The organism is Desulfovibrio sp. ZJ200, assembly GCF_011039095.1.
GTDB lineage: Bacteria > Desulfobacterota > Desulfovibrionia > Desulfovibrionales > Desulfovibrionaceae > Desulfovibrio.
Genome location: NZ_JAAKEH010000004.1, coordinates 26,577 through 51,579 on the forward strand (window position 1 = coordinate 26,577; position 25,003 = coordinate 51,579).

Annotated in this window: 23 protein-coding genes; 19 read left to right on the forward strand and 4 right to left on the reverse strand. The window is 61.8% G+C overall.

Annotated features, from left to right (window positions below):
- Positions 1–76: 76 nt before the first annotated feature.
- On the reverse strand, positions 77–523 hold the full coding sequence (locus G7Y52_RS02060; protein ID WP_165065303.1) for a Cd(II)/Pb(II)-responsive transcriptional regulator: 447 nt from the start codon (positions 521–523) through the stop codon (positions 77–79).
- A 517-nt stretch (positions 524–1,040) separates the two neighbouring features.
- Here G7Y52_RS02060 and G7Y52_RS02065 point away from each other — a divergent pair.
- The 3 genes from G7Y52_RS02065 (at position 1,041) to G7Y52_RS02075 (ending at position 5,433) form a co-directional block, all read left to right on the forward strand.
- Entirely contained in the window at positions 1,041–3,383 is a 2,343-nt protein-coding gene (locus G7Y52_RS02065) for a heavy metal translocating P-type ATPase (protein ID WP_241159565.1), read from the forward strand.
- A gap of 43 nt (positions 3,384–3,426) precedes the next feature.
- On the forward strand, positions 3,427–4,545 hold the full coding sequence (locus G7Y52_RS02070) for a class II histone deacetylase (RefSeq protein WP_165065308.1): 1,119 nt from the start codon (positions 3,427–3,429) through the stop codon (positions 4,543–4,545).
- Between the two features lie 105 nt (positions 4,546–4,650).
- Positions 4,651–5,433 (forward strand): MBL fold metallo-hydrolase, encoded by a 783-nt coding sequence (locus G7Y52_RS02075; protein ID WP_165065311.1) that lies wholly within the window; start codon positions 4,651–4,653, stop codon positions 5,431–5,433.
- 83 nt (positions 5,434–5,516) lie between these two features.
- Here the strand turns inward: G7Y52_RS02075 and G7Y52_RS02080 are convergent, their stop codons facing one another.
- A complete protein-coding gene (locus G7Y52_RS02080; RefSeq protein ID WP_165065314.1) occupies positions 5,517–7,892 on the reverse strand; it encodes a heavy metal translocating P-type ATPase in 2,376 nt (791 codons plus the stop codon).
- Between the two features lie 84 nt (positions 7,893–7,976).
- Here G7Y52_RS02080 and G7Y52_RS02085 point away from each other — a divergent pair, with 84 nt between their 5' ends.
- From G7Y52_RS02085 to G7Y52_RS02145, 13 genes are all read left to right on the forward strand, one after another.
- Entirely contained in the window at positions 7,977–8,174 is a 198-nt protein-coding gene (locus tag G7Y52_RS02085; RefSeq protein WP_165065317.1) for a heavy-metal-associated domain-containing protein, read from the forward strand.
- 153 nt (positions 8,175–8,327) lie between these two features.
- Positions 8,328–9,809, forward strand: coding sequence for a M14 family metallopeptidase (locus tag G7Y52_RS02090; RefSeq protein ID WP_165065320.1), 1,482 nt, complete (start codon positions 8,328–8,330; stop codon positions 9,807–9,809).
- Between the two features lie 8 nt (positions 9,810–9,817).
- The gene (locus G7Y52_RS02095; protein WP_165065323.1) at positions 9,818–10,828 is read left to right on the forward strand and encodes an NAD(P)H-dependent glycerol-3-phosphate dehydrogenase; all 1,011 of its coding nucleotides are present in this window, start codon (positions 9,818–9,820) and stop codon (positions 10,826–10,828) included.
- Between the two features lie 831 nt (positions 10,829–11,659).
- Complete coding sequence (locus tag G7Y52_RS02100) at positions 11,660–15,412, forward strand: proton-conducting transporter membrane subunit (protein ID WP_165065326.1); 3,753 nt, start codon at positions 11,660–11,662, stop codon at positions 15,410–15,412.
- On the forward strand, positions 15,409–16,380 hold the full coding sequence (locus G7Y52_RS02105; protein ID WP_165065329.1) for a complex I subunit 1 family protein: 972 nt from the start codon (positions 15,409–15,411) through the stop codon (positions 16,378–16,380). The genes G7Y52_RS02100 and G7Y52_RS02105 overlap by 4 nt, the downstream gene beginning before the upstream one ends.
- A 211-nt stretch (positions 16,381–16,591) precedes the next feature.
- Positions 16,592–17,029, forward strand: a complete 438-nt coding sequence (locus G7Y52_RS02110; protein ID WP_165065512.1) for an NADH-quinone oxidoreductase subunit B — start codon at positions 16,592–16,594, stop codon at positions 17,027–17,029.
- Positions 17,026–17,220 carry a hypothetical protein gene (locus tag G7Y52_RS02115; RefSeq protein ID WP_165065332.1) on the forward strand — a complete coding sequence of 65 codons (195 nt, stop codon included), beginning with the start codon at positions 17,026–17,028 and terminating at the stop codon, positions 17,218–17,220. Before G7Y52_RS02110 ends, G7Y52_RS02115 begins: the two co-directional genes overlap by 4 nt.
- Before the next feature lies 1 nt (position 17,221).
- On the forward strand, positions 17,222–17,803 hold the full coding sequence (locus tag G7Y52_RS02120) for a 4Fe-4S binding protein (RefSeq protein WP_165065335.1): 582 nt from the start codon (positions 17,222–17,224) through the stop codon (positions 17,801–17,803).
- Between the two features lie 35 nt (positions 17,804–17,838).
- Entirely contained in the window at positions 17,839–18,375 is a 537-nt protein-coding gene (locus G7Y52_RS02125; RefSeq protein ID WP_165065338.1) for an NADH-quinone oxidoreductase subunit C, read from the forward strand.
- Positions 18,372–19,457 (forward strand): nickel-dependent hydrogenase large subunit, encoded by a 1,086-nt coding sequence (locus G7Y52_RS02130; RefSeq protein ID WP_165065341.1) that lies wholly within the window; start codon positions 18,372–18,374, stop codon positions 19,455–19,457. The genes G7Y52_RS02125 and G7Y52_RS02130 overlap by 4 nt, the downstream gene beginning before the upstream one ends.
- Before the next feature lie 65 nt (positions 19,458–19,522).
- Positions 19,523–19,900, forward strand: a complete 378-nt coding sequence (locus G7Y52_RS02135) for a hydrogenase maturation nickel metallochaperone HypA (RefSeq protein ID WP_165065343.1) — start codon at positions 19,523–19,525, stop codon at positions 19,898–19,900.
- Positions 19,897–20,550 carry a 4Fe-4S dicluster domain-containing protein gene (locus tag G7Y52_RS02140; RefSeq protein WP_241159561.1) on the forward strand — a complete coding sequence of 218 codons (654 nt, stop codon included), beginning with the start codon at positions 19,897–19,899 and terminating at the stop codon, positions 20,548–20,550. The genes G7Y52_RS02135 and G7Y52_RS02140 overlap by 4 nt, the downstream gene beginning before the upstream one ends.
- A gap of 6 nt (positions 20,551–20,556) precedes the next feature.
- On the forward strand, positions 20,557–20,724 hold the full coding sequence (locus G7Y52_RS02145) for a hypothetical protein (protein WP_165065346.1): 168 nt from the start codon (positions 20,557–20,559) through the stop codon (positions 20,722–20,724).
- A 32-nt stretch (positions 20,725–20,756) separates the two neighbouring features.
- On the opposite strand, the gene G7Y52_RS02150 is transcribed toward G7Y52_RS02145, so the two are convergent.
- Positions 20,757–21,209: a pyridoxamine 5'-phosphate oxidase family protein gene (locus tag G7Y52_RS02150; protein ID WP_165065349.1), complete on the reverse strand. Its 453-nt coding sequence runs from the start codon at positions 21,207–21,209 to the stop codon at positions 20,757–20,759.
- A gap of 20 nt (positions 21,210–21,229) precedes the next feature.
- Here G7Y52_RS02150 and G7Y52_RS02155 point away from each other — a divergent pair, with 20 nt between their 5' ends.
- Positions 21,230–21,382, forward strand: a complete 153-nt coding sequence (locus G7Y52_RS02155; protein ID WP_165065352.1) for a hypothetical protein — start codon at positions 21,230–21,232, stop codon at positions 21,380–21,382.
- A gap of 110 nt (positions 21,383–21,492) precedes the next feature.
- Here G7Y52_RS02155 and hcp read toward each other — a convergent pair whose 3' ends face one another.
- Positions 21,493–23,097, reverse strand: a complete 1,605-nt coding sequence (gene hcp, locus G7Y52_RS02160; RefSeq protein WP_165065355.1) for a hydroxylamine reductase — start codon at positions 23,095–23,097, stop codon at positions 21,493–21,495.
- Between the two features lie 74 nt (positions 23,098–23,171).
- On the opposite strand from hcp, the gene G7Y52_RS02165 reads away from it, so the two are divergent.
- The gene (locus tag G7Y52_RS02165; RefSeq protein ID WP_206215170.1) at positions 23,172–23,372 is read left to right on the forward strand and encodes a hypothetical protein; all 201 of its coding nucleotides are present in this window, start codon (positions 23,172–23,174) and stop codon (positions 23,370–23,372) included.
- Between the two features lie 549 nt (positions 23,373–23,921).
- Positions 23,922–24,995 (forward strand): aminopeptidase P family protein, encoded by a 1,074-nt coding sequence (locus tag G7Y52_RS02170; RefSeq protein WP_165065360.1) that lies wholly within the window; start codon positions 23,922–23,924, stop codon positions 24,993–24,995.
- Positions 24,996–25,003: the final 8 nt, after the last annotated feature.

Consider the following 25,003-nt stretch of genomic DNA (forward strand, 5'->3'; position numbering starts at 1 on the left):
AAGAAACCGTTCCGGAGGCCGGGGAGCGTTTTTCTTGAGAGCGTTTTGCTCATGAAATCAGCTGAACTCTCTACGCTTATTGCTGTAATGATTTTTTACGCTTCATCTTTTGACAGTAGGTGCAATTTTCAAAATTATTCAGGCTTTTCAATATTCCGCATTCACTCTTTTTACCGCCATCGCATTTATGATAAAGAGATTTGAGATGCTCTTTCAGATGCAAGAGATCGTTTATCTGCCTGTCAACATCCATAATATGCTTTTTGATAAGCGTATTTATCCAATCACAACTGACGGTAGGATTATCACTGAAGGTAAGCAAGTCGCGAATTTCAGAAAGATTCATCCCATGTTGCCTGCAATGGAGAATAAATTGCAGGCGTGCAATAGCATCGTCTCCATAGAGACGATAATTCCCCTCCGTCCGCTCCGGGGCTTTCAACAGCCCCTCTTTTTCATAATAGCGAATGGTGACGACCTGGCATCCGGTCATCCTGGCAAGCTCTCCAATCTTGACTTTCATACGCTCTCCTCGGCGCGGCCTGGCATCGGAAAACATAACCTCCAAATTCCTGGTGCGGAAAGGGCAGCCGGAAAATTTTTGAAATTTTCATTCCTCCCCTTGACTCTATAGGGACTATAGATCCTATCGTCTGCTTGTAGCAAGAACAAACAAAGGGCATCTCGTCAAAACGCCCTTGCGGAGGAACAGTATGAGCGGTGATACGCTGGTGTTATGTCCTTGTGGGGATTACCACCCGCTCGGATTTATCTGTGAAAAGGCGCAACAACGCAAAGAAAAGCATGCAGAAGAATGCACCCATGAAAAACACGCCGCAGACATGCAGGCCCCCAGCCATCAGGGGCATGAGCACGCGGCCTGCTGCGCTCATGCTCAGCATGAACACGAGAATGCTTGCCGCAGCCACGAACATGCTCATGGCGAGTGCTGCGGGCATGCGCACGCGGCCCCGCAGGATATTGATGCAGCGGCGCTGGGCGAGGCGTCAGCGACACGCGCCATTTACCGCATCGCCAACATGGATTGTCCGATGGAGGAGGCGCTGATCAGAAAAAAACTCGCTGCTGTTCCCGGCATCACCGGACTTCACTTCAGGCTTATGCAAAGAGTGCTTATTGTTGATCACGAGCTTCCTTCAACCGAGACTATCGAAGCCGCGCTAAAGGCCATCGACATGGAGCCGGAATCCCTTGCGGGAGAAAAGGGCGCAGTGGCTGTTTTTTCGGTCAACGGGATGGACTGTCCTGTGGAGGAAAGGCTGATACGAAGCAAACTTGCCGGAATGCCGGGCGTGTTTGCCCTTGATTTCAACCTGATGCAGCGCACGTTGCAAGTGCGGCATGAGCCTTCGGCTCTTCCGGCCATATCCGCGGCTTTGGCTGCGCTGAATATGGATGCCAGACTGCTTGATACGCAGTCCGGGGCAGGCAACGTCATTGCAGCCCCCAAAATTCCCTGGAAAAAGCTCGCCATCGCCGGGATATTCGCCGCCCTGTCGGAAGGAGCTGAGCTCGTCCATGAATGGGGAGCAAAGCCTTTCGGCCTCGACATGTCCGCATGGACGCTGGGAAGCTACCCCGTACTGGAATATCTGCCTTTGCTTTTTGCCGTCATCGCCATCGCGCTGGGCGGGCTGACAACCTACAAAAAGGGCTGGCTGGCCGTCTCCAACTTCAATCTGAACATCAACGCGCTCATGTCCGTCGCTGTTACGGGAGCCGTTCTTATCGGCCAGTTCCCTGAAGCGGCAATGGTCATGGTGCTGTTCAATCTGTCGGAAGCCATTGAGGCCAAGGCGCTGGACAGGGCGCGGAACGCCATCAAAGACCTTCTCGCGCTTGCGCCTGATACCGCCACGGTAGCGCAGGAGGATGGAACCTGGCGGGAGATGGATATCCGCGAAGTGGCGGTGGGCAGTCGCGTGCGCGTGAAGCCGGGCGAGAAGATCGCGCTTGACGGCCTTGTGGTGAACGGGATGTCGATGGTCAATCAGGCGCCCATTACCGGCGAGAGTATGCCGGTGGAAAAGAAGGCTGGAAATCCCGTTTATGCCGGAACCATCAATGAATCCGGTTCGTTTGAATTTGAAGTGACCGCCGCGGCCACGGACTCCACTCTTGCGCGCATCATCCATGCAGTGGAAGAAGCGCAGGGAAGCCGCGCCCCCATGCAACGCTTTGTGGATGCCTTTGCCAAATACTATACTCCCGTTGTTTTCCTCATCTCGATCCTTGCCGCCGTCATTCCCCCGCTGCTCCTCGGCGGCGCATGGCTGGATTCCATCTACACCGCGCTGGTCGTGCTTGTTATCGGCTGCCCCTGCGCCCTGGTCATTTCCACCCCGGTCAGCATCGTCAGCGGCATGGCCGCGGCCACCCGCTACGGCATTCTGATCAAGGGCGGCATGTTTCTCGAACAGGGCAGACTCCTCACATGTCTGGCACTGGACAAGACCGGCACCATTACCCACGGCAAACCTCGTCAGACAGACTTTGTCCGCATTGGCAAGGAAGATGAAAGCCGCATCATTTCCCTGGCGGCCAGCCTTGCCGCCCGTTCCGATCATCCCGTCTCCAGGGCCGTCGCTCAAGCCGCGGCGGAATCCGGCATCCGCTTGCAGCCGGTGGAGGCTTTCGCGGCGATTCCCGGCCAGGGCGTCAGCGGCGTTATCGACGGACAAAAATGGTTCATGGGCAATCACAGAATGGTTGAAGAGCTGAAACAGTGCTCCAACGAGCTTGAACAACAGATTTTCAAGCTTGAAAAGCAAGGGAAAACGGTTGTGGCCCTTATGAGCGAAGCCGGAGTCCAATGCCTGCTCGCTGTGGCCGATACTGTCAAAAACAGCAGCATTGAAGCCCTGCGGGAACTGAAAAAGCTCGGCGTGAAAACCGTTATGCTGACAGGGGACAATGAGCACACGGCGGAAGTCATCGCCCGGCAGGTGGGCGTGGACGATTTCAAGGCCAGCCTGCTCCCGCAGGACAAGCTCGCCGTCGTTGCGCAGCTTGAGCAGAATGGCGAAAAGGTCGGCATGGTGGGCGACGGCATTAACGATGCCCCCGCGCTGGCCAAAGCCCAGATCGGCTTCGCCATGGCGGGCGGCGGCGCCGATACCGCCATTGAAACCGCCGATGTGGCGCTCATGGATGACGACCTGCGCAAAATTCCCCGCTTCATCCGCCTGTCCAGATCAACGTACGCCATTCTGGTGCAGAACATCACCCTGGCGCTTGGCGTCAAGGCCCTGTTCTTCGCCCTGACCTTTACCGGCAACGCGACCATGTGGATGGCCGTCTTTGCCGACGTGGGCACGGCGCTTCTGGTGGTGGCCAACGGGCTGCGGGCCATGCGCAAGTAGCTTTGCCCCGCATCCTGAACAATCAACCCGCAAGGAGAAAAACATGTCCAAACGAAAAACAGGCCTCATGTATTCCGCAGCGTTCGCAAACTACAAGGCCGGAGAGGGCTATCTCTGCCTCCCCGCGGAGTCTTCTCCCTGGATCAGCACCACTGACTACTATGATACGCCGGAACGGGTGACGGAGGCCTACGCGCTGCTTGAAAAATCCGGGCTTCTCGGCAAGCTCGCGAAGATCGCCCCCCGCCCTGCGACTCTCGAGGAACTTACGGGCTTCCATTCTGCCGCGTATATTGAAAAACTGAAGCGCCTGAGCGAAGGGGACGGCGGTATCGTCGGCGAAATGTGCCAGATAGGGCATGGGGGGCTGGATGTCATTGCCCAGGCTGTGGGCGGCGATCTCGCGGCGCTGGATGAAGTCATGGCGCGCCATGTGGATAACGCTTTCTGCCTTCAGCGCCCTCCGGGAGCCCATGCGGAACGCGAACAGGGCTTCGGTTTCTGCGTGGTCAACAACTTCAATATCCTCATCAACCGCGCGCGGGAAAAGTACGGCCTGAAGCGGATCATGCTCATTGACTTTGACAATCATTATAAAAACGGCATTGAGCAGGCATGGTACGGCACGGATGAAGTTTTGTACGCCGAGACGCATCAAAGCGGGGCCCTGGCCGAAAACAGCGCTGCGGACAAAAACGCCGACCATATCGGCGAAGGCGCGGGGCGGGGCTATAATGTGGTCATTCCCATGCCTTCCGGCGCCGGAGACGCGGCCTATGCAAAGGCCTTTGAAGAGATTATCATGCCCATTGCGGATCAATACCGGCCCGAGCTCGTCGTTCTTATCGCCGGATTCGCGTCCAATATCTTCGATCCCCTGTGCCGCCAGCAGTTGACCGCGACCGGCTACGGCAAACTTGCCGGAATCGTCCGAAACATCGCCGATCGCCATGCGGATGGTCGCCTTGTGGCCGTGCTGGAAGGCGGCAAGGGCAATTACATGTCCTTCTGCATCCTGAAGGTGCTTGAGGCCATGAGCGGCGAAAAGACGGAAGTCCCTGACCTGGTCGAAGGGCTTATCGTGCGGAACTTCCTCTCGCCGGATCAGAACGCGGCCATTGCAGAGGTCAAACGCATTCTTGCTCCGTATTGGCAGCTTTGAAATGCACAGTGGAAATAATTCTGTTTTCTGATATATACTCTTGGAAACATCTTTACAGGAGATGTTTCCAAGAGTCATAAATTCTTGCGAAAAAAGGAGAGCAGGATGCTGTTTCAACAGATTCGTGGCGCTACGAGCTGTATCACGTTCAGCAACAAAAAATTTTTGCTTGACCCCTTTCTGGCGCCCAAGGGAAGCTGCTCTCCCGTGCCTTCCCCGTATAATAACTTCCCCAATCCTTTAGTGGAGCTGCCTCTTCCTGTCAGCGAGATCATTGCGGTGGACGCGGTGATTGTCACCCATATGCACCATTTCGACCATTTTGATGACCATGCCGCCAACGCTTTGCCCAAAACCATGCCGATGTTTGTTCAATCCGAAAAGGAAGCCGGGGATATGCGCAGCCTGGGCTTTACCAACGTGACGGCACTGACGGACACGGGCGTCAGATTCGGCGACGTGACTCTTTACCGGACAGACGCCCTGCATGGGGACGGTGTCACAGCGGCCTATTATTACCAGAAATTCGGCCTTCCCGCTGAAGCCTGCGGCGTCGTCTTCCGCGCGCCGGGAGAAAAAGTTTTTTATGCGGCGGGCGATACGCTTTGGTATGACGGCGTGCGGCGGGCTATCGAAAAATTCCGCCCGGGAATCATTGCTCTCAACGCGGCCAACGCCCAAATGTACGACGGCACACCCATTCTTATGGGAGTTGACGGAGTAAGGGAAGTGGCGCAGGCCGCTCCTGATGCCGTACTCATTGCAACCCATATGGATGCGGTGAATCATGCCCGTGTCAGCCGCGATGATTTGAAAAAATTTGCTGCTGCCAATGGGTTGGAGAAGAGACTCTCCATCCCGGATGACGGCGAAATTGTAGCCCTTTAGAGCGTTTTGCCAATGAAATCAGCCAGAGCATTTTTTGATTAAAAATATCCATTTTCAATCAAAAAATGCTCTGGCTAAACGCGCTAAGCGCTCCGGGGCCTGATCCTGAAAAAGCGCAGGCGCAGGGCATTGGTGACCACAGAAACCGAGGACAGGGCCATGGCCGTGCCCGCCAGCATGGGCGAAAGCATGGGCCCGCCGAAGAGGTGCAAAAGCCCGGCGGCCACGGGCAGGCCCAGCATATTGTAGCCAAAGGCCCAAGCCAGATTCTCGCGGATATTGCGCATGGTGGCCCGCGAAAGCGCCAGGGCCGTGAGCACGGCTTCCATGCCGCCGCGCATCAGCACAATGTCCCCGGCCTCGGCGCTGACGTCCACGCCCGTGCCCACGGCCATGCCCACATTGGCCAGCGCCAGAGCGGGCGCGTCGTTGATGCCGTCGCCCACCATGCCCACCACCAGGCCCTGGGCCTGCAGGCGGCGTATATAGTCGGCCTTTTCCGCGGGCAGCAGCCCGGCGGCCACCTCATCCACGCCGGCGCGGGCGGCCACGGCGCGGGCCGTGCGCTCATTGTCGCCGGTGAGCATGACCACGCGCACGCCCATTTCATGCAGGCTGGCCACCACAGCGGCCGACTCGGGCCGCAACGCGTCAGCCAGAGCCAGAATGCCCGCCAGACGGACGTTTACGCCCGTGCCCACGGCCAGCAAAAGCGGGGTTTGCCCGGCTTCGGCCAGAGCCGCCAACTGCGCCCCCGCCGCCTCGGGCACGCTCAGGCCGCGCTCGCGCAGAAAAGCCCGGTTGCCCACGGCCACCACATACTCTTGCTCCTCAAAGCGCACCTTCCCGGCAATACCCAGACCCGGCGAGACGCGCACGTCATCCACCGGGCAGGGCGGGCAGCCGCGCTCGCGTGCGGCATTGATCAGGGCCAGAGCCAGCGGATGCTCGGAACGCGCTTCCAGCGCCGCGGCCAGCGTCAGCAGATCGTTACCGTCCAGGCCGTCCACGGCCCGGGTTGTGGCCGAACCGTCGGCAGCCAGCAGCGTAATGCCGGTCAGCACGGGCTTGCCCGTGGTCAGGGTGCCGGTCTTGTCCACGGCCAGAGCCGTGATCTGCCCGGCCTGCTCCAGGGCCGCGCCGTTTTTGATCAACACGCCCAATTGCGCCCCCCGGCCCGTGCCCACCATGATCGACATGGGCGTTGCCAGGCCCATGGCGCAGGGGCAGGCCATGACCAGCACGGCCACAAAGACGGACAGGGGAGTGGTGATCGGCTCGGCGCTGAAAACCAGCCAGGCCGCGGCCGCCAGCAACGCGAAGAGCATCACTGCGGGCACGAAATAATAACTCACCCGGTCGGCCAGCCGGGCTATGGGGGCCTTGCTGCCCTGGGCCTCGCGCACCAGCCGGATGATGCGGGCCAGGCGCGTGTTCTGGCCGACCTGCTCGGCGCGCATGGTCAGCGAGCCTTCCCCGTTGACGCTGCCCGCCACCAGCGTATCGCCCGGGCCCACGGCCACGGGGATGGATTCGCCGGTGAGCAGGGAAAGATCAACGGCGCTCCTGCCGCTGAGCACCACGCCGTCCACCGGCACCCGGCTGCCGGGCCTGAGCAGGAGGCGATCTCCGGCGCGCACGGCGTCCACCGGCACTTCCGCCGGCGGCAGGGCGTCATCCGCCGCGTCCAGGCGCAGAGCCGTATCCGGCGTGAGGCTCAGCAGCGCGCCCATGGCATCGCCCGCTTTGCGGCGGGCCGTGGCTTCCAGAAACTGCCCGAACTCGATCATGGTCAGCAGCACGGCGCAGGATTCATAATAAAGATTCATGGCCCGCATGACCGGCTCCTGCCCCAGAACGCCCAGAACCGTATTGCCGAGACTGTAGAGAAAGGCCGCGCCCGTGCCCACAGCCACCAGGCTGTCCATGTTCGGGGCCTTGTGCAGCAGGGCCGACACGCCCTCAAGATAAAAATGGCGGCCCAGCCAGACCACCGGCAGGGTCAGGAGCAGTTGCGCGAGCATGAAGGCCCGGGGCGAGGCATGCGGCTCCAGCCAGGCCGGCAGGGACAGGCCCAGCATATGCCCCATGGAAATGACCAGCAGCGGCGCGGAAAAGCCGAGCATGGGCCAGAGACGGCCCAGGCGCTGCCGCCGATCCTCCAGGCCCTTGGCCCTGGCGGCCGCAAATTGGGCGGAAGCGTCGTCATCGGCCGCGGGAACCGCGGAAAAACCCAGCTTCGCCACACGCTCCATGACTTCCCGGCGCACAAGCTCCTCGTCGCCGGGCCTGGCCCAGACCTGCGCCTTGGCTGTGGCCAGATTGACAGCGACTTTTTCCACGCCCTGCATCTGCCCCACCACGCGCTCTATGCGCGAGGAGCAGGCCGCGCAGTGCATACCGCCAATGTCGAAACGCAAGGGGCGGATTTTGCCCCCTTTATCGCTCTGTTCGCTCATGACAAGCCTCCGGCTTGTTTTTTCAAAGAAATACGCGTAAAATGAATGCCCTGAAAATGAAAACCAAATTACTTGGAGACTACTATGAAAATTTTAAAAGTCAATGGGATGCAGTGCGGCCACTGCAAGGCTGCGGTGGAGGAAGCTGCGGGCAAGGTTTCAGGCGTGAGCAGGCCTGAGGTGGATCTGGCAGCCAAGGAGCTGCGCTATGAGGAATCCGGCCCCGTTGATCAGGATGCGCTCAAGCGGGCCATCCGCGATATCGGCTTTGATCCCGAATAAAACGCGTGACGACGCGGCCCTGTTTCCCCTCCCCGGTTGCGGCTTTGCGCGGCGTGTGTACTTGCGCCCGCCTTTGCGGCGCAGGGCAAGCCGTTCTTGCGCCTGCGCCGCAAAGAGCGTATCGTCTTCTGCACTAAAATCAGGAAACAGGCAGTGAAGGCACACGCAGGCAACTCCTCCGGCCCTGCCCAGGCAGTGCCGGTTTTTTCCCGGCAGTTTGCGCGCCTCACCCGCGCGGGCGGCGTTCTGACTCTGTTTGTCTGCCTCTGGCTTACCGGCAGCGCGAGCGCGCGGGCGTTTGATTCCGCTGTTTTTCCCCTGGACTTCACCACCATCCGGCTGGGAAATGCTTCGCGTGCCGTGCTGGTGGTGGGCGGCATCCAGGGCGACGAGCCCGGGGGCTTTTCCGCGGCTACCCTCCTGGCCACCCGCTATGAAATCGAAAGCGGCGCGGTCTGGGTGGTGCCCAATCTCAATTTTCCGAGCATCATCAGGCGCTCGCGCGGCCTGCACGGCGACATGAACCGCAAATTCGCCCGCCTGGACGAGACTGACCCGGAATTTCCCACCGTGCGCCGCATCCAGGAGCTGATCCGCTGCCCGGAAGTGGCCCTGGTGCTCAATCTGCACGACGGCAGCGGCTACTACCGCAGCAAGTACGAGAATTACCTCTGCAATCCGGCCCGCTGGGGGCAGTCGGTGATCATCGACCAGGAGACGCTGGAACCCGGCGTCTTCATGGGGGCGCTGGCCCGCGAGGCCGCGCAGGTGACAGAAGAGGTCAACCGCGCGCTGCTCAAACCCCGGCATATTCTGCATGTGCACAATACCAACACCGCCGCCGGGGACAAGGAAATGGAAAAAAGCCTTTCCTACTACGCAGTGCGCCACGGAAAGGCGGCCTTCGGCCTGGAGGCCAGCAAGGAATTTCCCGTAGAGCTGCGCGCCTATTACCACCTGAACATGATCGAAGCATTTCTGCGTCAGGCCGGGGTGCGCTTCAAACGCGACTTCGCGCTGACGCCTGAAGGCGTGCGCGCGGCGCTGCGGGACAATCTGGGCGTGTCTTTTGCGGAGAATCGGATTTTTCTGCCCCTGGAGGATGTGCGCCCGGCCATCAACTACCTGCCCCTGCCCAAGGACAGCCCGGCCAAGGCCGTGACAAGCAAGCCGATCATGGCTGTGCTGCCCTGCCCGCAAGGCCGGGACGGGGAACTCTGCATCCATTACGGCAACCGCACCATCACCCTGATCAAGCCGGACTGGCGCGAGGTGGATCAAAGCCTGGACGCTGTGCGCGTCACTGTGGACGGACGCGAGGAAGATGTGCCTTTCGGCCGCGTGCTCGGCGTGGAGGAGAGCGTACGCATCCACCCGCGGGAGGATTTCAGGGTCAATGCCATCGGCTATGACGGCGGCCGCCGCGACGAAAGCGGCACGACGCTGCGTCTGAAAGACTTCATGCCGCGTTTTTCCGTGGATCGCGGCGGCACCCTGTATCGCGTCGAAGTCTATAAAAAACAGCGTTTCAGCGGCATGTTTCTGGTGCGTTTCAATAAAAAAAACGCCCGGATGGCCAAGAGCGGCGCAGTGCTGCCCGACTGGCCCGGCCCGGAATCAAGCCTGGGATTCTGAGTTGCGCCATGCCTGACCCCCTACCCATGACAACGCCCATCAGCGTGGCCGGAGGCGGCAGCTGGGGCACCGCGCTGGCGCATCTGCTGGCCGCGCGGGGGCATCAGGTCACTCTCTGGCTGCGCGACGCGGCTGTGGCCCATGCTGTGAACACCCGGCATGAGAACCCCCGTTATCTCCCCGGCTTTGCCCTGGCCCCGGGCCTCAGGGCCTCTACAGATCCGGCCGTGCTGGAGCGCGATCTGCTGGTGCTGGCAGTGCCGAGCCAGCAGTTGCGCTCCTGGCTCCTGGCGCACAAGGCGCATTTCCGGCCGGGCCTGGTGCTGGTCAACGCGGCCAAGGGCCTGGAAACCGGCAGCCTGGCCCCTTGCAGCACTGTTGCGGCCGAGGCTCTGGCCGGGCTCCACCCCAGATATGCCGTGCTTTCAGGGCCTTCTTTCGCGGCCGAGGTCTTGCAGGGCCTGCCCACGGCCGTGGTGCTGGCCGCGCGCGAGGAAAGCCTGGGGCGCAGCCTGCGGGAAATTTTCTCCGGCGCGACCTTTCGCTGCTATTCCAGCACGGATGTGATCGGCGTGGAAATGGGCGGAGCGCTTAAAAACGTCATGGCCATTGCCGCGGGGGTCAGCGACGGCCTGAACCTCGGCCACAACAGCCGGGCCGCGCTGATCACCCGCGGCCTTGCGGAAATGAGCCGCCTGGGCGTGGCCTGCGGCGCTCGGGAGCGCACCTTCATGGGCCTTTCCGGGCTGGGAGATCTCACCTTGACCTGCACCGGGGATCTTTCGCGCAACCGGCAGGTGGGCTTGCGCCTGGGGCGCGGCGAGCGGCTGGAGGAGATAACCGGCAGCCTGGGCATGGTGGCCGAAGGGGTCAAGACCACGGCCGCCGTGCATGAGCTGGCGGCCCGCCTGAACGTGGACGCGCCGCTCACCGCCGCGGTGCATCAGATTCTTTACCAGGGCCGGCCCGCGCGCGAGGTGGTCAAAAGCCTGATGGCCCGGACCTTGCGCGAAGAATAGAGCGGTTTGCTAATGAAATTAGCTAAACCGCTCTGGCGACAGCGTTAGCTGGCGCCCGCGCCGGCGGTAGCCGTTAGCAAGCTTTGCTTGCTTGCGCCAGCCGTTGGCGAGTCTGCGAGCCTTACGGATGGCGACAGCGGTTTCGTTGAATGTTTTTTGTGGTACCTCATTGCTGTCTCCATCCGTAGCTTCCTTCGTCGCAACGGCTGAAGCCTGGACGCGAAATGATGGCAGCGAAGTGATTGAAAATGAATATTTTCAATCAAAAAATGCTCTAAGAAGCCGGGCGGCGGGAAAGCCCGGCTCGCCGCCACAGGAGGCCAGGGCTGACGCAGAAGATGCGTCAGCCCTGCACAGGAGGCAAAGACGCCGTGCGCGTGTGAAAAAAAATTCATAAGCCCGTCAGGCGGCTGTGCAAGCCGGCTCCAGCATTTTTCGCCTTTTGCAATCCATGCTCCCCGCTTGCGCCACGTCTTGAAGTGGGCTAAAACAGCAGCTATCCAAGGTCAGCCCTTATGCCCTGCCGTCTGTGAAAAGCTGCATTTTCTCGGGCGGCAAGGCGCAAAACGGCAATTGTGCGAAGCCGTAGTGAACTGCCGCGAAATCCATTTTCGCTGTGCAACGCCGTTGCGCGGAATATGACAGCTTTGCAGCAAGTGCGTTTCAGGAGATCTGACCCCAGGCACCTTATTTCACGAGCAGCTTTTCACGCAGGCGTTGCGCCTGCCCTGCCGGATCGGTCTGTCCGGCAGCCGGGCCCCGGCCTTGCGGGCGCGCACGGGTCCGGCCCGAGACGAGAGCCGGAGGAGTTCATCACTACACGGGGCGTCTATGACAACACCATTGTTCACGGCTGACGGCTTGCTTCTGCCGCTTCTGGCGGGTGCGCTCATTCTGCTGTTCGCCACGGTCAAGGCCGTGTTGCAGCGCGGCAATCCCCGCCGCCTGATCCTCTGGGGCGCATTGTATGACGCGGGCCTTGCCTGCATGGCCCTGGCCGCGCAAAATCCAGCGGCACAGACGGGCTTCTGGCTGTTCGTTCTTTTCCAGATCGCGGCCCGGCTGCTGGCCCTGGCCGCGCTGGCCCGATTCGCGCCAACCGGGCGCGCCCTGCGTCCGGACGAATTGCGCGGCGCGGGGCGCAGGCTCCCCTGGTCCGGAGCCCTTTTTGCGCTGGGTCTGCTGGCCGCCGTGGGGGGCACGCCCTTTCTGCTGCCCGAGGCGCGCGCCCTGATGGTCCAGGGCCTGCTGCAAGCGGTCCCCGCAGGCGGCATGCTCTGTCTTCTGCTGGCGGCCGCGTGCGGAACCGTGTTCATCTGGCTGTATGTGGACGCCGTGCGGCACGTCTGCCTGGAAGAATCCCAGCCTTCCGCTGATGCCGCTTCTGCGGCCACATCCGGAGCGTTGAGCGGCCTGATCATGCTTGCCCTGGCTCTGGCCGTGGCCGCCCTGGGTTTGCTGCGCGATCCGCTGACCGCGTGGCTGGGCGCGCATTTCGGCCTTGAGGTCCTGCACGCGCCCGTGCATCCGGCCTACTGGTGTTTTTACGGCGGCGCGTTCATCGCGGGTCTGGCCTTCCTCCTGCGCCTGCGCGCGGCCCCGCTGATCGCCGCCCTTTTCCCGGCCCTGGCCTTTGCCGCCGTATGGATCATCCCCAGCCCGCCCGCGGCCCGGCTCTTCCTCTCGCTGATCGTCCTGGTGGCATTGGTGGTCGGGGTCTATTCCCTGGGCTATATCCGCGGCGAGCGCCGGGGCTGGTACTGGTTTTTCCTGCTTCTGACCTTCGCCTCCCTGGCGGGCATTGTTTCCACTCCTGACACGGCCGCCCTGTATGGCTATTGGGAGCTGATGACCTTCGCCTCCTATTTCCTGGTCGTGCATGAAGGCAGGCGCACGGCGTTTGAGGCGGGCCTCAAATATTATGTGATGTGCGCGGGCGGCGCCCTGTTCATGCTGCCCGGCCTGTTTCTGCTCAGCCTCTTTGCCGCGGCGCCCCAGGCCGCCGCGCAGTTTCCGCTCTGGCTGCAGGCCGCTCTGATCCTCAGTCTGGCCGGTTTCGCCGTCAAAGCGGGCCTTGTGCCTCTGCATTCCTGGCTGCCCGACGCCCACCCGGCCGCGCCCTCCTCGGTGTCCGCGCCCTTGTCCGGCATCATCACCAAAATGGGCATTTTCGGCATTGTCAGCCTTGTTTTGATCAATGCCGGGCAAGCCACGGCCGGGCTGCGCGGCCTGTTCGGCCTGTCATGGTTCGGCACGGCGCTGACCGCTTCAGGCGTGGCCACCCTGGTCTACGGCGAACTCATGGCCCTGCGCCAGAACGACATCAAGCGCATGCTGGCCTACTCCACGCTGGGCCAGATCGGCGAGATTGCGCTGGTTCTGGGCCTGGGCGCCTGGCTGGCCACGGCTGGCGCGCTCTGGCATGTGATCAACCATGCGGTCATGAAGGATCTGCTCTTTCTGGGCGCCGGCGCGCTGATCATGCGCGCGGGCAGCCGCCAGCTTGAAGATCTGCGCGGCCTGGGCCGCTGCATGCCCTGGACTGTGGCCTGCATGGCGGTCGGTCTGGTGTCGCTCATGGGCCTGCCGCCCTTCGGGGCTTTCTACAGCAAATTCCTGATGATCCAGGCCGCGGTGCAGACCGGGCACACCTGGCTCGCGGCCCTGATTCTGATCGGCTCCCTGGTGGGCGCGATATACTACACCCGGATTCTGAAAACCCTGGTTTTTGTGGAGCGCCCGGCCCACCTCCCGGATGTGCAGGAGGCTCCCTTCAGCATGCGTCTGAGCCTGCTTGTTCTGGCGGCTCTGAGCCTGCTCCTGGGGCTGGCGCCGCAACTGCCCATGCAGTTGGTGCTGCCTGTGGCCTCGCTCTGCTATGCGCCCACGGCCGGCGATCCGGGCATCATCACGAGCATGAGCGTCTTCTGGCCCGTGTATGTGCTGCTGCCGGTGTTCGGCGCGCTCTTGCCCGCTCTGTTCGCGGGGCAACGCAAGCTGGCGGGCTGGAGCAGCGTGGCCGTGCTCCTGGTCACGGCTCTGCTGGTGGCGATCTGCGGGCGGGATCTCGACACGCTTTCTTTCTGCTTTGCCCTGATCGTGCCCCTGATCGGCGCGCTGAATATGGCCTACGCCGTGGGCTATATGGAGCACAGCCACAGCCAGTGGCGCTTTTACTGCGCCTTCACCTGCATGTGCGGCGGCCTTGTGGGCATGGCGTCCAGCCAATATCTGCTCAGTTTCTTCCTGTTCTGGGAAATCATGAGCTCCTGGACCCTGTACATGGCCATTGCCCAGGAAGGGGACAAGGCCTCCTTGCGCGAAGCTTTCAAGTACTTTTTCTTCAACCTTCTGGGCGCGGGCTTTCTTTTTGTGGGCATCTGCGTGCTGGGCCCCTTCGCGCCCTTTACGCCTGAAGCGCTGACCCGTTTCTCGTCCGCGCTGTCGCCGGGCGCGGCCTGGCTGGGCATGGCTCTGCTGGCCGTGGGTTTTGTGATGAAAGCCGCGCAACTGCCCTTCCGCATTGACTGGCAGATGCACCCGGCGCTCGCGCCCACGCCGGTTTCCGGCTATATCTCGTCCGTGCTTCTGAAAAGCGCGATCATCGGCCTGATCAAGCTCTTTCTGCTCCTGGGCGGCGGCTATGCCGTGGCGGGCATTCTGGGCGGCTTCGAGCAGGGCCTGATCCGCCTCGCGGTCATGTGGATCGGCGGCATCACCATTATCATGGCCGCTGTGCAGGCCCTGCGGACCAGCGGCATCAAGCTGATCTTCATTTACTCCACGGTCAGCCAGCTCGGCTATATGGTCATGGCCGTGGCCGCGGGGGGCATATTGGGCTACGCGGGCGGCATGCTGCACGTGATCAACCATGTTTTCTTCAAGGATCTGCTCTTCTTGATCTGCGGGGCCGTGATGTTCGCCACGCACCGTGACAGCCTGGACGATCTCGGCGGCATCGGCCGCAAGATGCCCTTCACCCTGGCCATGTTCGCCATTGCCGGCCTCTCGCTGGTCGGCGTGCCTCCCACCAGCGGCTTCTCTTCCAAGTGGCTGATCTATCATGCCCTGATGCAGGCCGGGCAGCCGTTTTTGGCCCTTCTTTCCCTGGTGGGCAGCGTGCTGACCCTGGCCTATGTGGCCAAGTTCCTGCATGCGGCATTTTTGGGCCAGCCTGCCACGGATCTGGACGAGGTGCGCGAAGCCCCGCGGGTGATGCGCGTTCCCATGGCTCTTCTTGGCCTGGGCTGCGTGCTCACCGGCGTTTTTCCGGGTCTGGCGCTTCTGCCCATCAACAGCATCCTGTCCGAATACGGGCTCATGACCCTGGATGCAGGCCTTTCCGGCGTGCTTTCCGGGCCCGGCGCCTGGAACGCCACCGGCCTCTTCGTGATGGCGGCGCTGGCCTTCCTGGCGGGTTGGTGGTTTGTGCGCCGCTTCACGCGCCTGCGCGAAATCGACGTGCATGCCTGCGGCCTGCCCCCTGAAACCGCCACCAGCCGCATGGCCCCGTCCAGCATTTACGGCGGCCTCTCAGGCCTGCCCGGCGGGGCGCGCCCCGCGCCCAAGGAGAACCGTGCATGAGCGACACCCTGCTTGCGATCCTGCATATGTGCCTTTTTCCCGGCGGGCTTTTCGCCCTGGCCGTGAGCTTCTTCTTCAAAGGTCTTGACCGCCGCGTGGAGGCCCGGCTCCAGCGCCGCGTGGGGCCGCCGCTGGTGCAGCCCTGGCTGGACCTGGCCAAACTGCTGACCAAGGAAACCCTGATCCCCAGAACAGCCTGCCGCCCGGCCTTTCTGCTGGCTCCGGTCTTCGGCTTCACGGGCATGGCGGTCTGCGCGGCCTTTATTCCCATCCCCGGCGTGTTCCAGGGCCTCTTCAACATGGGCGACCTGCTGGTGATCTTCTATCTGCTGCCCATCCCGGCCATGGCCCTGATGCTGGGCGGTTCAGCCTCCAGCTCGCCCTTCGGGGCTGTGGGCTTTTCCCGCGAGATGCTGCTCATGCTGGCCTATGAGACCCCGCTGCTGATGATCCTGCTGTCCGTGGCCATGCTCGTGGGCAAGGGCCTTGCGGGCGGCGCGTGGGGAGCCGAATTCTCCCTGCTCAAGATCGTCGCCTGGCAGCAGCAGACCGGCTCCTTGGGCTTTAATCCGGCCATGATCCCGGCCCTGCTGGCCTATCTGATCTTTCTGCCCGGCACCATGGGCGTGGCGCCCTTTGATATCCCGGAAGCGGAAACCGAAATCATCGAAGGCCCGCTGCTGGAGTACGGCGGCCCGCTGCTGGCGCTTTTTCAAATCACGTCCGCGCTGAAGACCTTTGTAGTTTTGGGCCTGGGGGTGGCGCTTTTCTTTCCCGGCACTATATCTGATCTGTGGCCGGTGAATCTGATCTGGTTCGTGCTCAAGTGTCTGGCCCTGATGCTGCTTTCCCTGACCCTGGTCAAGTCGGCCACCGGCCGCTTCCGCATAGATCAGGCCTTTCGTTTTTATGTGACGGTGCCCACGGCTCTGGCTCTGTGCAGTTTGATTCTGGTCTGGGTCATGTAACGATACCGGCCCGGCCTTTCCCGCGCCCGGCTCCCGCGAGGGCAAAGAAGCCGGGGCACGGAGCCGGCGCAGGTCATAAAAAGAAGATTTTTTCTGACAACGACAAAATTTTTCCAAACCGGCGGGCAAGGCTTACGACTTACGCCGGACAGACATACAGCGTCGTAGTAACATTGCCTCTGCCCTGAAGGAGACCGCTGTGGCTCTGGATATGATGCTCAAAAAACTTTCGGTGCGCTCGCCCTGGCTGTTCCGGATCAATGCCGGCTCCTGCAACGGCTGCGATGTGGAGCTGGCTACCACGGCCTGCATCCCGCGATACGACGTGGAACGTCTGGGCTGCAAATACTGCGGCAGCCCCCGGCACGCGGATATCGTGCTGATCACCGGCCCCCTGACCACCAGAGTGCGCGACCGCGTGTTGCGGGTCTGGCATGAAATTCCGGACCCCAAGGTCACGGTGGCTGTGGGCATCTGCCCCATTTCCGGCGGGGTCTTTCGCGAGGGCTATTCCATTGAAGGCCCCATTGCCCGCTACCTGCCGGTGGACGTGAATGTGCCCGGCTGTCCGCCGCGGCCCCAGGCCATTCTGGAAGGCGTGGTGCTGGCGCGCTCCATCTGGCTTAAAAAGCTGGGGCTGGAGGAATGAAGGCCACTTTGCGCCACTGGCTGAAGACTCTGCGATGGCCGCGCATCCGGCGTGAGAGCGCGCTTGCGGCGTTGCAGCGTCGTTCCCCGGCGGATCGGGATGTCTGCACGCGTTGCGGCATCTGTCGTCATCTCTGCGGCCTGCTGGCCGCAAAAAAGCCCCAAAGCGCCACAACGGGCCTGGAGGAGTGATATGGCGGGCTTTCTGAAAGTTTTGTTCCGCAACCTGCTGGAAGGCCCCAGCACCGACCCTTTCCCCCTGGGCGAGACCTTCACCCCGGATCGCCTGCGCGGCCGGGCCAGGGTCGATCCCGAGCTGTGCATGGGCTGCGGCATGTGCCGCGACGTGTGCGCGGCCGGGGCCATCAACATTACCCCCCTTGACGACGGCAGCGGCTACACTATTACTATCTGGCAGAATTCCTGCTGCCTTTGCGCCTCCTGCCGCCATTACTGCCCGACCGGAGCCATGAGCATCAGCACGGACTGGCATTCGGCCCATCCGGAAGCAGATAAATTCAAGCGGCTGGAACAGCATACCATCAAATATGAACCCTGCGCCCACTGCGGCACGCTGATGCGGCCCATACCCCGGCATCTGGCCGAGCGGCTGTATGCCCACAATCCGGAGCTGGACCCGGAGCTGATCCGCAGGATCTGCCCAAAATGCCGCCAGATTGAGGACGCCAAGCGCAATGCCTGCCGCCTGCCCGCCGCGGCCTCCGGCGCTGCCGCGGAGCGCGCCGTCACTTCGGCCGTGCCCACCAAAGACTGAGCCGGAGCGGAACTATGGAAAAAGAAGGACACCCTATGCAAGACCTCATCCACGGCGACGCCCGGATTATCGAGGGCATTTCCCGGCTCTGCAGCGAACCCGACGCCGTGCATCACAGTACGGACAGCTACGGCAACGCTTTTCACTGGTTCAGGCTGGACACCCCGCGCCTTTTGCCGCAGGGGGCCGCGCTGCTGCACGAGGCGGGGGCGCGCCTGACCATGATCACGGCCTACAACCGCCGCCAGTTGAGCGAGCCCATGCAGGAGGTCTGCTATCATTTCGAGCTCAAAGGCATCATTTACAACCTTACGGTGACGCTCAACGGCGAATGGCCCACAGTGCCGTCGATCACGCCGCTCTTCGCCAATGCGGACTGGCACGAGCGGGAAATGATGGAGCTCTACGGCATCAATGTCAGCGGCCACCCCAATCCGCGCCGCCTGTTCCTGGACGAAGAGCTTGACGAGGGCATTCTCAATGAGGCCGTGCCCCTCTCGATCATGATGAACGGCGCCTGCACCACTGACCTTTGGGAACGCATCCTCAAGGACAAGGAGAAGCGGTCATGAGCAGCGGCACCTTTACCATGCCTCTGGGGCCCGTGCATGTGGCCCTGGAGGAACCGGTCTACTTTCACCTCACGGTGGAAGGCGAAACCGTGCGCCGCGTGGAGCTGACCTCGGGCCATGTGCATCGGGGCATGGAGGCCATGGCCACCCAGCGCAGCCTGATCAAGAACACCACCCTTACCGAGCGGGTCTGCTCGCTCTGCTCCAACAGCCATTCCTTTACCTACTGCATGGCCGTGGAGAACGTGCTGGGCATCGACATCCCGGAGCGGGCGCGCTATCTGCGGGTGCTGGCCGAAGAAATCAAGCGGGTGGCCTCGCATTTGTTCAACACTGCCATTCAGGCGCATATCATCGGCTTCAAGTCCTTGTTCATGCATGTCATGGAAGTGCGCGAAATGATGCAGGACATCAAGGAAACCGTGTACGGCAACCGCATGAACCTGGCTTCCAACTGCATCGGCGGGGTCAAGTGCGACGTGGACAACGAGCTGTTGCAGTATATTGTGAAGATGATCGCCAAGGTTGAGCCCGCTGTGGAGGAGATCCGCGAGATTTACGAGACCAACAGCATGGTGCTCGGCCGCACCAAAGGCCTGGGGCTGCTGCCCCGCGAGGACGCCGTGCGCCTCGGCGTGGTAGGCCCGGTGGCCCGCGGCTCGGGCGTGCCGGTGGACGTGCGCAAGGATTCGCCCTACGCGGCGTACCCTGAACTTGAATTCAGGTCCTTCCTTGAGGAAGGCTGCTGCATACATTCCCGCACCAAGGTGCGTCTGAACGAGATATTTGAATCCTTCAAGCTGATCCGCCAATGCTGCGAGCGCGTGCCGCAGGGCGCGGTAGTCGCGCCCATGCGCCAGATCCGCACGGCCGAGGCCTGCGCCCGCACCGAGGCCCCGCGCGGCGAAGTCTTTTACTATATCCGCACCAACGGCACGGATATGCCGGCCCGCCTCAAATGGCGCGTGCCCTCGTATATGAACTGGGAGGCTTTGGGCGTGATGATGCGCGACTGCAAGGTGGCGGACGTGGCCCTGATCACCAACAGCATTGATCCCTGCGTCTCCTGCACCGAGCGCTGAGGAAAGCTGGCGGCCTGACGCAGGCAGCGGTAAAAAATCACGGCTTTCCCCAAGAAAGGAGCCGCATGCACGAAGCAAGTCTGGTTCAGGGCCTGCTGGATCTGGCCCTGAAAGCCGTGGAGGAGCACAACGCGGCCCATCCTGAAAACCGCGTGGCGCGGATTCAGGAAATTGAGTGCGAGCTCGGGCTGATTGCCTGTGTGGAACCCCGGACCCTGACCGGCTGCTTTGAGCTTTTTGCGGAAGGCACCCTGGCCGAAGGCGCCACGCTCAGCCTGCGCACAGCGCCTCTGGCCTGTCGCTGCACGGACTGCGGGCATACCTTTGCTTTGACCCGACGGCATTTTGTCTGCCCGGCCTGCGGCGGCGAAAACATCCATTTCAGCAAAGGGCACGGTCTCACACTCCTGGCCCTGCGCGTGGAATCCGAGGAATCATCATGAGCATGACTGAACATATCCAGGTCGTCCCGGACAAATGCCGCGCCTGCCGCCGTTGCGAGGTGGCCTGCATTGCCGCCCACCACGGCATGACGTTCAAGGAGGCCATGAAGCACCGCGACGTTCTGGTCTCGCGCGTGCAGGTGGTCAAGGCCGAGGGTTTCAAGACGACAGTGCGCTGCCATCAGTGCGATCCCGCGCCCTGTTGCAATATCTGCCCCACCGGCGCGCTGCAACAGGAGGAGGACGGCCGCATCACCATGCGCGTGCAGTTTTGCGTGGCCTGCAAAATGTGCATTGCCGTCTGCCCCTACGGCACCATTTCCCTGGACAGCATCGGCATGCCGGATCTGAGCGCGGACGACGCCGAGACCATGGCCCAGCGCACTCGCCGCGAAGTGGCGGTGCGTTGCGACATGTGCCGCGCCTGGCGTGAAGAGAACGGCAAAAAAATCACTGCCTGCATGGAGGCCTGCCCGGTGCGCGCCCTGTCCATGGTGGAGCCCGACGGCACGGTGGTGGAAGCTCCGCTGCCGGAAAAGAAAGCCGCGGCGGAAGCCAAAGAGCGCACGGAACACAAACCCGCAGCAAAAGCCGGAGCAGCCGGGGAAATTTCGCCCGCGGCTGAAACCGGGGAAAGAGCGACGCCCTAGAGCGTTTTGCTAGAGCATTTTCTCTTTGAAAATGCTCTGCTGACGCGAAAGCGGCAGCCGCCGCAACGCGGCGTACATTCAGGCGAAAACCGCGTTTTTCGCCTGAATGCCACCTTTGACTTTCATAAAAAGTCAAAGGTAATCTGCTCTAGAGCATTTTGCTTTTGCAATTGAATAAGTTCAAAAGCAAAATGTTCTGAAAGGCCCTACTCCGGCAGGCAGCGCTTGCCGGTCAACGACGCAATATCAATGCGGATAATCGCCACCCGCCGGATATTGGCATCCGGCGCGGGGCGGGGGCAGCGGGCGGCATAGCGCTCGGCCAGGCTGTCCAGAGCCAGGCGCTTTTCTTCCGCGTCTTCCACCACACTGGCATGGCCCGTGCCGCAGACGGATTTATAGTAGGTGGTGGATTTTTCACGCTCGATGCGCACATCCGCGACCAGACTGAAGGCCGCCCGGCCATCCTTGCGGATCAGATCCAGCTTCGTGCCTTCCAGGGCGCTGTGCAGATAAATGCGCTCGCCCAGCCGGACGAAATTGAGCGGGATCAGATACGGGCAGCCATTGTTGTTCAAGGCCAGGAACAGTTCCTGGGCCTTGCCGAATACCTCGTCGAAAAATGCCTGTTCCGCGCATTCCCGCTTGCGTAAACGCATAGTTGCCTCCTTAGGGCATATTGCTTTTAGAGCATTTTCTCTTTGAAAATGCTCTGCTGACGCGAAAGCGGCAGCCGCCGCAACGCGGCGTACATTCAGGCGAAAACCGCGTTTGTCGCCTGAATGCCACCTTTGACTTTCATAAAAAGTCAAAGGTAATCTGCTCTAGCTAATTTCATTAGCAAAACGCTCTGGACATGATTTCCCGGAGCAGAATTGTTGGCATGTTTTTCCCGCGCGGGGCCGGGGTCGGCCCTGGGCCGCGCCCGGTCCCGCAGAACGGTCAACCCAAAATGGCTTTTAAATCCTCATCCGGCGTGCTTATGGGCTTGATGCCCCACTTTTCGACCAGCACCTTCAGAATGTTCGGCGACACAAAGGCGGGCAGGCTGGGCCCCAGGCGGATATCCCTGATGCCCAGGGCCAGCAGGGTCAGCAGAATGCTCACGGCCTTCTGCTCATACCAGGAAAGCACGAGGGACAGCGGCAACTCATTGACGTCGCAGTGCAAGGCCTGGGCCAGGGCAAGCGCCGTCTGCACCGCCGCATAGGCGTCGTTGCACTGGCCCATGTCCAGCAGACGCGGCAGATCGCCGAGTTTGCCCAGATCTTTGTCAAAAAAGCGAAACTTGCCGCAGGCCAGCGTCAGCACCAGGGTATCCGGCGGGGTTTTTTCCACAAATTCCGTATAGTAATTGCGGCCCGGCCTGGCTCCGTCACAGCCGCCCACCAAAAAGATATGGCGCAGCTTGCCCTGAGCCACGGCTTCCAAAACGGCGGGCGCGGCATTGAGCATGGTCTGGCGACCGAAACCGGTCAGAATTTCCTTGCCGGGCGCATCCTCGGCAAAGCCGGGCAAGGCCAGGGCTTTTTCAATGACCGGCCCGAAATCACGATCCTTGCAATGCACGCAGCCCGGCCAGCCCACATTGCCGCAGGTGAAAATCTTGTCACCGCAGGCGCGGGGGTTCTGGATGCAGTTGGTGGTGAAGAGCACGGCGCCCGGGAAATCGGGCAGCTCTTTTTGCTGGTTCTGCCAGGCCGTGCCGTAATGCCCGGCCAGATGCGCAAAGGCGTGCAGGCGCGGGTAGCCGTGGGCAGGCAACATTTCACCGTGGGTATACACATTGATGCCCGTGCCTTGCGTCTGTTCCAGCAGGGCGTACAAATCCCCCAGATCATGGCCGGAAACCAGAATAGCCTTGCCCTTGCGCTGCCCAAGGGAAACCGGGGTGGGGACGGGATGGCCGAAAGCCCCGGTATTGCCCGCTTCCAGAAGTTCCATGGCCCGCAGGTTTGCCTTGCCGCATTCCAGCACAAGATCCAGCCAGCCGCTCAGATCCCGCACACTGTCGTCCCATTGGGTTCCGGCAATCAGGCCCTTGTAGACAAAGGCAAAGAGCTCTGCGTCGCGCTGGCCCAGCCGCGCCGCGTGATCCGCATACGCGGCAACGCCTTTGAGGCCGTAAAGCAGCAGTTGCAGGGCTGAAGCAACGTCCGCGTCCGGACTCAGATGATCCGTGCCCACCGCGCGCTCCGACAGGCGGGGCAGATATTCGTCCAGGGAGAGGGCCAGATCTTCGGGCTGCTCCCCGATCCTGGCGGCCAGGGATTGAGCGCGCTCCAGGGCCTCGGCCTGCACGAGACGCAGGGCCTGGGGATCGAAATTCACATTGGTCAGGGTGCTGAACAAAGCCCATACCGTGAAATCGTCTGTTTCCACATCCACAATGCCCCTGGCGCGGGCTTGCAGAGCCACGGCGGCCAGACGGCGCAAAAGCCAGACCAGTTGGTCCTGACGGGCAGCCACATCGGCGTTTTTGCCGCACACCCCGGCCACGGTACAGCCGGTTCCCTTGGCGGTCTGCTCACATTGATTGCAAAACATGGGAATCTCCTTTCCCGCCGTTACGGCGGGGACGTATGTCGCACGAAAGCTCTAACGGCTTTGAAATACTGTGCTTGCAGTCACAGTTTGCTGTAAAAAACAAAAAAAGCGGCTGGACCGGGCTTGAAACGGCCCGCCCTTTCCCCGCTTTGCATGGCTTAGAGCATTTTCACTTTGAAAATGCTCTGCTGACGCGAAAGCGGCAGCCGCCGCAACGCGGCGTACATTCAGGCGAAAACCGCGTTTTTCGCCTGAATGCCACCTTTGACTTTTAGAAAAAGTCAAAGGTAATATGCTCTAGTATAGTACCGGCGCCCGACGCTTGTAAAGCGGCGCAGGCGCGCCATTGCCGGCGGGCGCATCCGACCGGCTTGCCTTTGAAATTCGACCGGGTTCAAAGGCCACATGCTCTGAAAAAGATATGCGGAAACACGGGGATGTGGGGAGGGAGAGGGACAAAAGATGCCGCGGCAAAGGCGGTTTGCCGCCGCGCTTTTGACTGCGGCCCTGCACGAAAAGGCACGAAAAACGGGTTGGAGCGTGAGCGCGCCGGAGCGTTTAGCCAATTTCATTGGCAAAACGCTCTCACCGGGCCTTTTCATGCGGGCCGCAACACTGTAGCATGTGCGCCGCGGCTGAGCGGCGGCCTGCGGAATGCCGTTGCCGGCACAGCGTTTTCACGCTGCGAGCCGAGCTGCTCCGGCTCTGCCGGGCTGACCGTGCGAAGCCGGACTTGCCTGTCACGTGTGACCTGCCGACGCAGCCGCGCCGGACGTTGCGCAGAGAACAGGAAAGCGTCGCCATAAGCACGCAGGAGGTCTGCCGTGAAGGAACTTTTCGCCGCGCGGCGTGAGAAATTGCGCCGGGCCATGCGCGCCAGAGGTCTGGATGCCCTCTTGATCAGCCGGGCCGCCAACCGCTTTTATCTTTCGGGCTTTGAACTGCATGATCCGCAATGCAACGAAAGCGCCGGAAGGCTGGTCATCACGGCCGGCGGCCGGGACTGGCTGGCCACGGACGCCCGCTACCTGGACGCCGCGGCCCGCCTCTGGGACAAGGAGCGCATTTTCATTTATAACGGCAGCGGCGCCAGGGATCTGCACGGCCTTTTGCGGCGCTGCGGCAGCCGCGTGGGCCTGGAGGCCGACGGCGTCAGCCTTGCCTTTGCCCGCGAACTGGCAGCCGCCGGGCCGGGCCTTTTCTGGGAGGCGGCCGACGGCCTGACCGAAAAGCTGCGCCTGATCAAAGACCCTTTGGAAGTGGCTGCCCTGGAAAAATCCTTCGCGCTCAATCACAAGCTCCTGGAATGGGTGCAGGGCGAACTGACGCCGGGCCGCAGCGAAGCGGAGCTGAGTTGGGAGGTGGAACGTTTTTTCCGGGAAAACGGGGCTGCGGAACTGGCTTTTGCCAATATCGTGGCCGTGGGCAAAAACGCGGCCCTGCCCCATGCCGTGCCGGGCCAGGATCGGATTGCGGAGAACTGCCCGGTGCTCATTGACGTGGGCTGCCGGGTTGCCGGCTACTGTTCGGATCAGACCCGCACCTTCTGGGTGGGGGACAGGCCTGCGCCCCACTTCGAGCGCGCGCTCGCCCTGGTGCGCGAGGCCCAGGAAGCGGCGCTTGCTGCCATGCGGCCCGGCCTGCCGTTGCGCCAGGCCTATGCCCTGGCCCGCGCGGTCTTTGAACGGGCCGGGGAGGAAAAAGCCTTTACCCACGGGCTCGGCCACGGGGTGGGCCTGGAGACGCACGAGGCCCCCAGCCTTTCCCCGCGCGCCGAAGGCGTGCTTGAGCCGGGCATGACGGTCACGGTGGAGCCCGGGCTCTACTATCCGCAGTGGGGCGGCGTGCGCTGGGAATATACCGTGCTGGTGGAAGAGGACGGCGTAAGGATATTGTGATGCGGGAA

Coding starts and splice junctions, on each gene's coding strand:
- G7Y52_RS02060 (WP_165065303.1), bottom strand. CDS start 523: ATGAAAGTCAAGATTGGAGAGCTTGCCAGGATGACCGGATGCCAGGTC.
- G7Y52_RS02065 (WP_241159565.1), top strand. CDS start 1,041: ATGGATTGTCCGATGGAGGAGGCGCTGATCAGAAAAAAACTCGCTGCT.
- G7Y52_RS02070 (WP_165065308.1), top strand. CDS start 3,427: ATGTCCAAACGAAAAACAGGCCTCATGTATTCCGCAGCGTTCGCAAAC.
- G7Y52_RS02075 (WP_165065311.1), top strand. CDS start 4,651: ATGCTGTTTCAACAGATTCGTGGCGCTACGAGCTGTATCACGTTCAGC.
- G7Y52_RS02080 (WP_165065314.1), bottom strand. CDS start 7,892: ATGAGCGAACAGAGCGATAAAGGGGGCAAAATCCGCCCCTTGCGTTTC.
- G7Y52_RS02085 (WP_165065317.1), top strand. CDS start 7,977: ATGAAAATTTTAAAAGTCAATGGGATGCAGTGCGGCCACTGCAAGGCT.
- G7Y52_RS02095 (WP_165065323.1), top strand. CDS start 9,818: ATGCCTGACCCCCTACCCATGACAACGCCCATCAGCGTGGCCGGAGGC.
- G7Y52_RS02100 (WP_165065326.1), top strand. CDS start 11,660: ATGACAACACCATTGTTCACGGCTGACGGCTTGCTTCTGCCGCTTCTG.
- G7Y52_RS02105 (WP_165065329.1), top strand. CDS start 15,409: ATGAGCGACACCCTGCTTGCGATCCTGCATATGTGCCTTTTTCCCGGC.
- G7Y52_RS02110 (WP_165065512.1), top strand. CDS start 16,592: ATGATGCTCAAAAAACTTTCGGTGCGCTCGCCCTGGCTGTTCCGGATC.
- G7Y52_RS02115 (WP_165065332.1), top strand. CDS start 17,026: ATGAAGGCCACTTTGCGCCACTGGCTGAAGACTCTGCGATGGCCGCGC.
- G7Y52_RS02120 (WP_165065335.1), top strand. CDS start 17,222: ATGGCGGGCTTTCTGAAAGTTTTGTTCCGCAACCTGCTGGAAGGCCCC.
- G7Y52_RS02125 (WP_165065338.1), top strand. CDS start 17,839: ATGCAAGACCTCATCCACGGCGACGCCCGGATTATCGAGGGCATTTCC.
- G7Y52_RS02130 (WP_165065341.1), top strand. CDS start 18,372: ATGAGCAGCGGCACCTTTACCATGCCTCTGGGGCCCGTGCATGTGGCC.
- G7Y52_RS02135 (WP_165065343.1), top strand. CDS start 19,523: ATGCACGAAGCAAGTCTGGTTCAGGGCCTGCTGGATCTGGCCCTGAAA.
- G7Y52_RS02140 (WP_241159561.1), top strand. CDS start 19,897: ATGAGCATGACTGAACATATCCAGGTCGTCCCGGACAAATGCCGCGCC.
- G7Y52_RS02150 (WP_165065349.1), bottom strand. CDS start 21,209: ATGCGTTTACGCAAGCGGGAATGCGCGGAACAGGCATTTTTCGACGAG.
- hcp (WP_165065355.1), bottom strand. CDS start 23,097: ATGTTTTGCAATCAATGTGAGCAGACCGCCAAGGGAACCGGCTGTACC.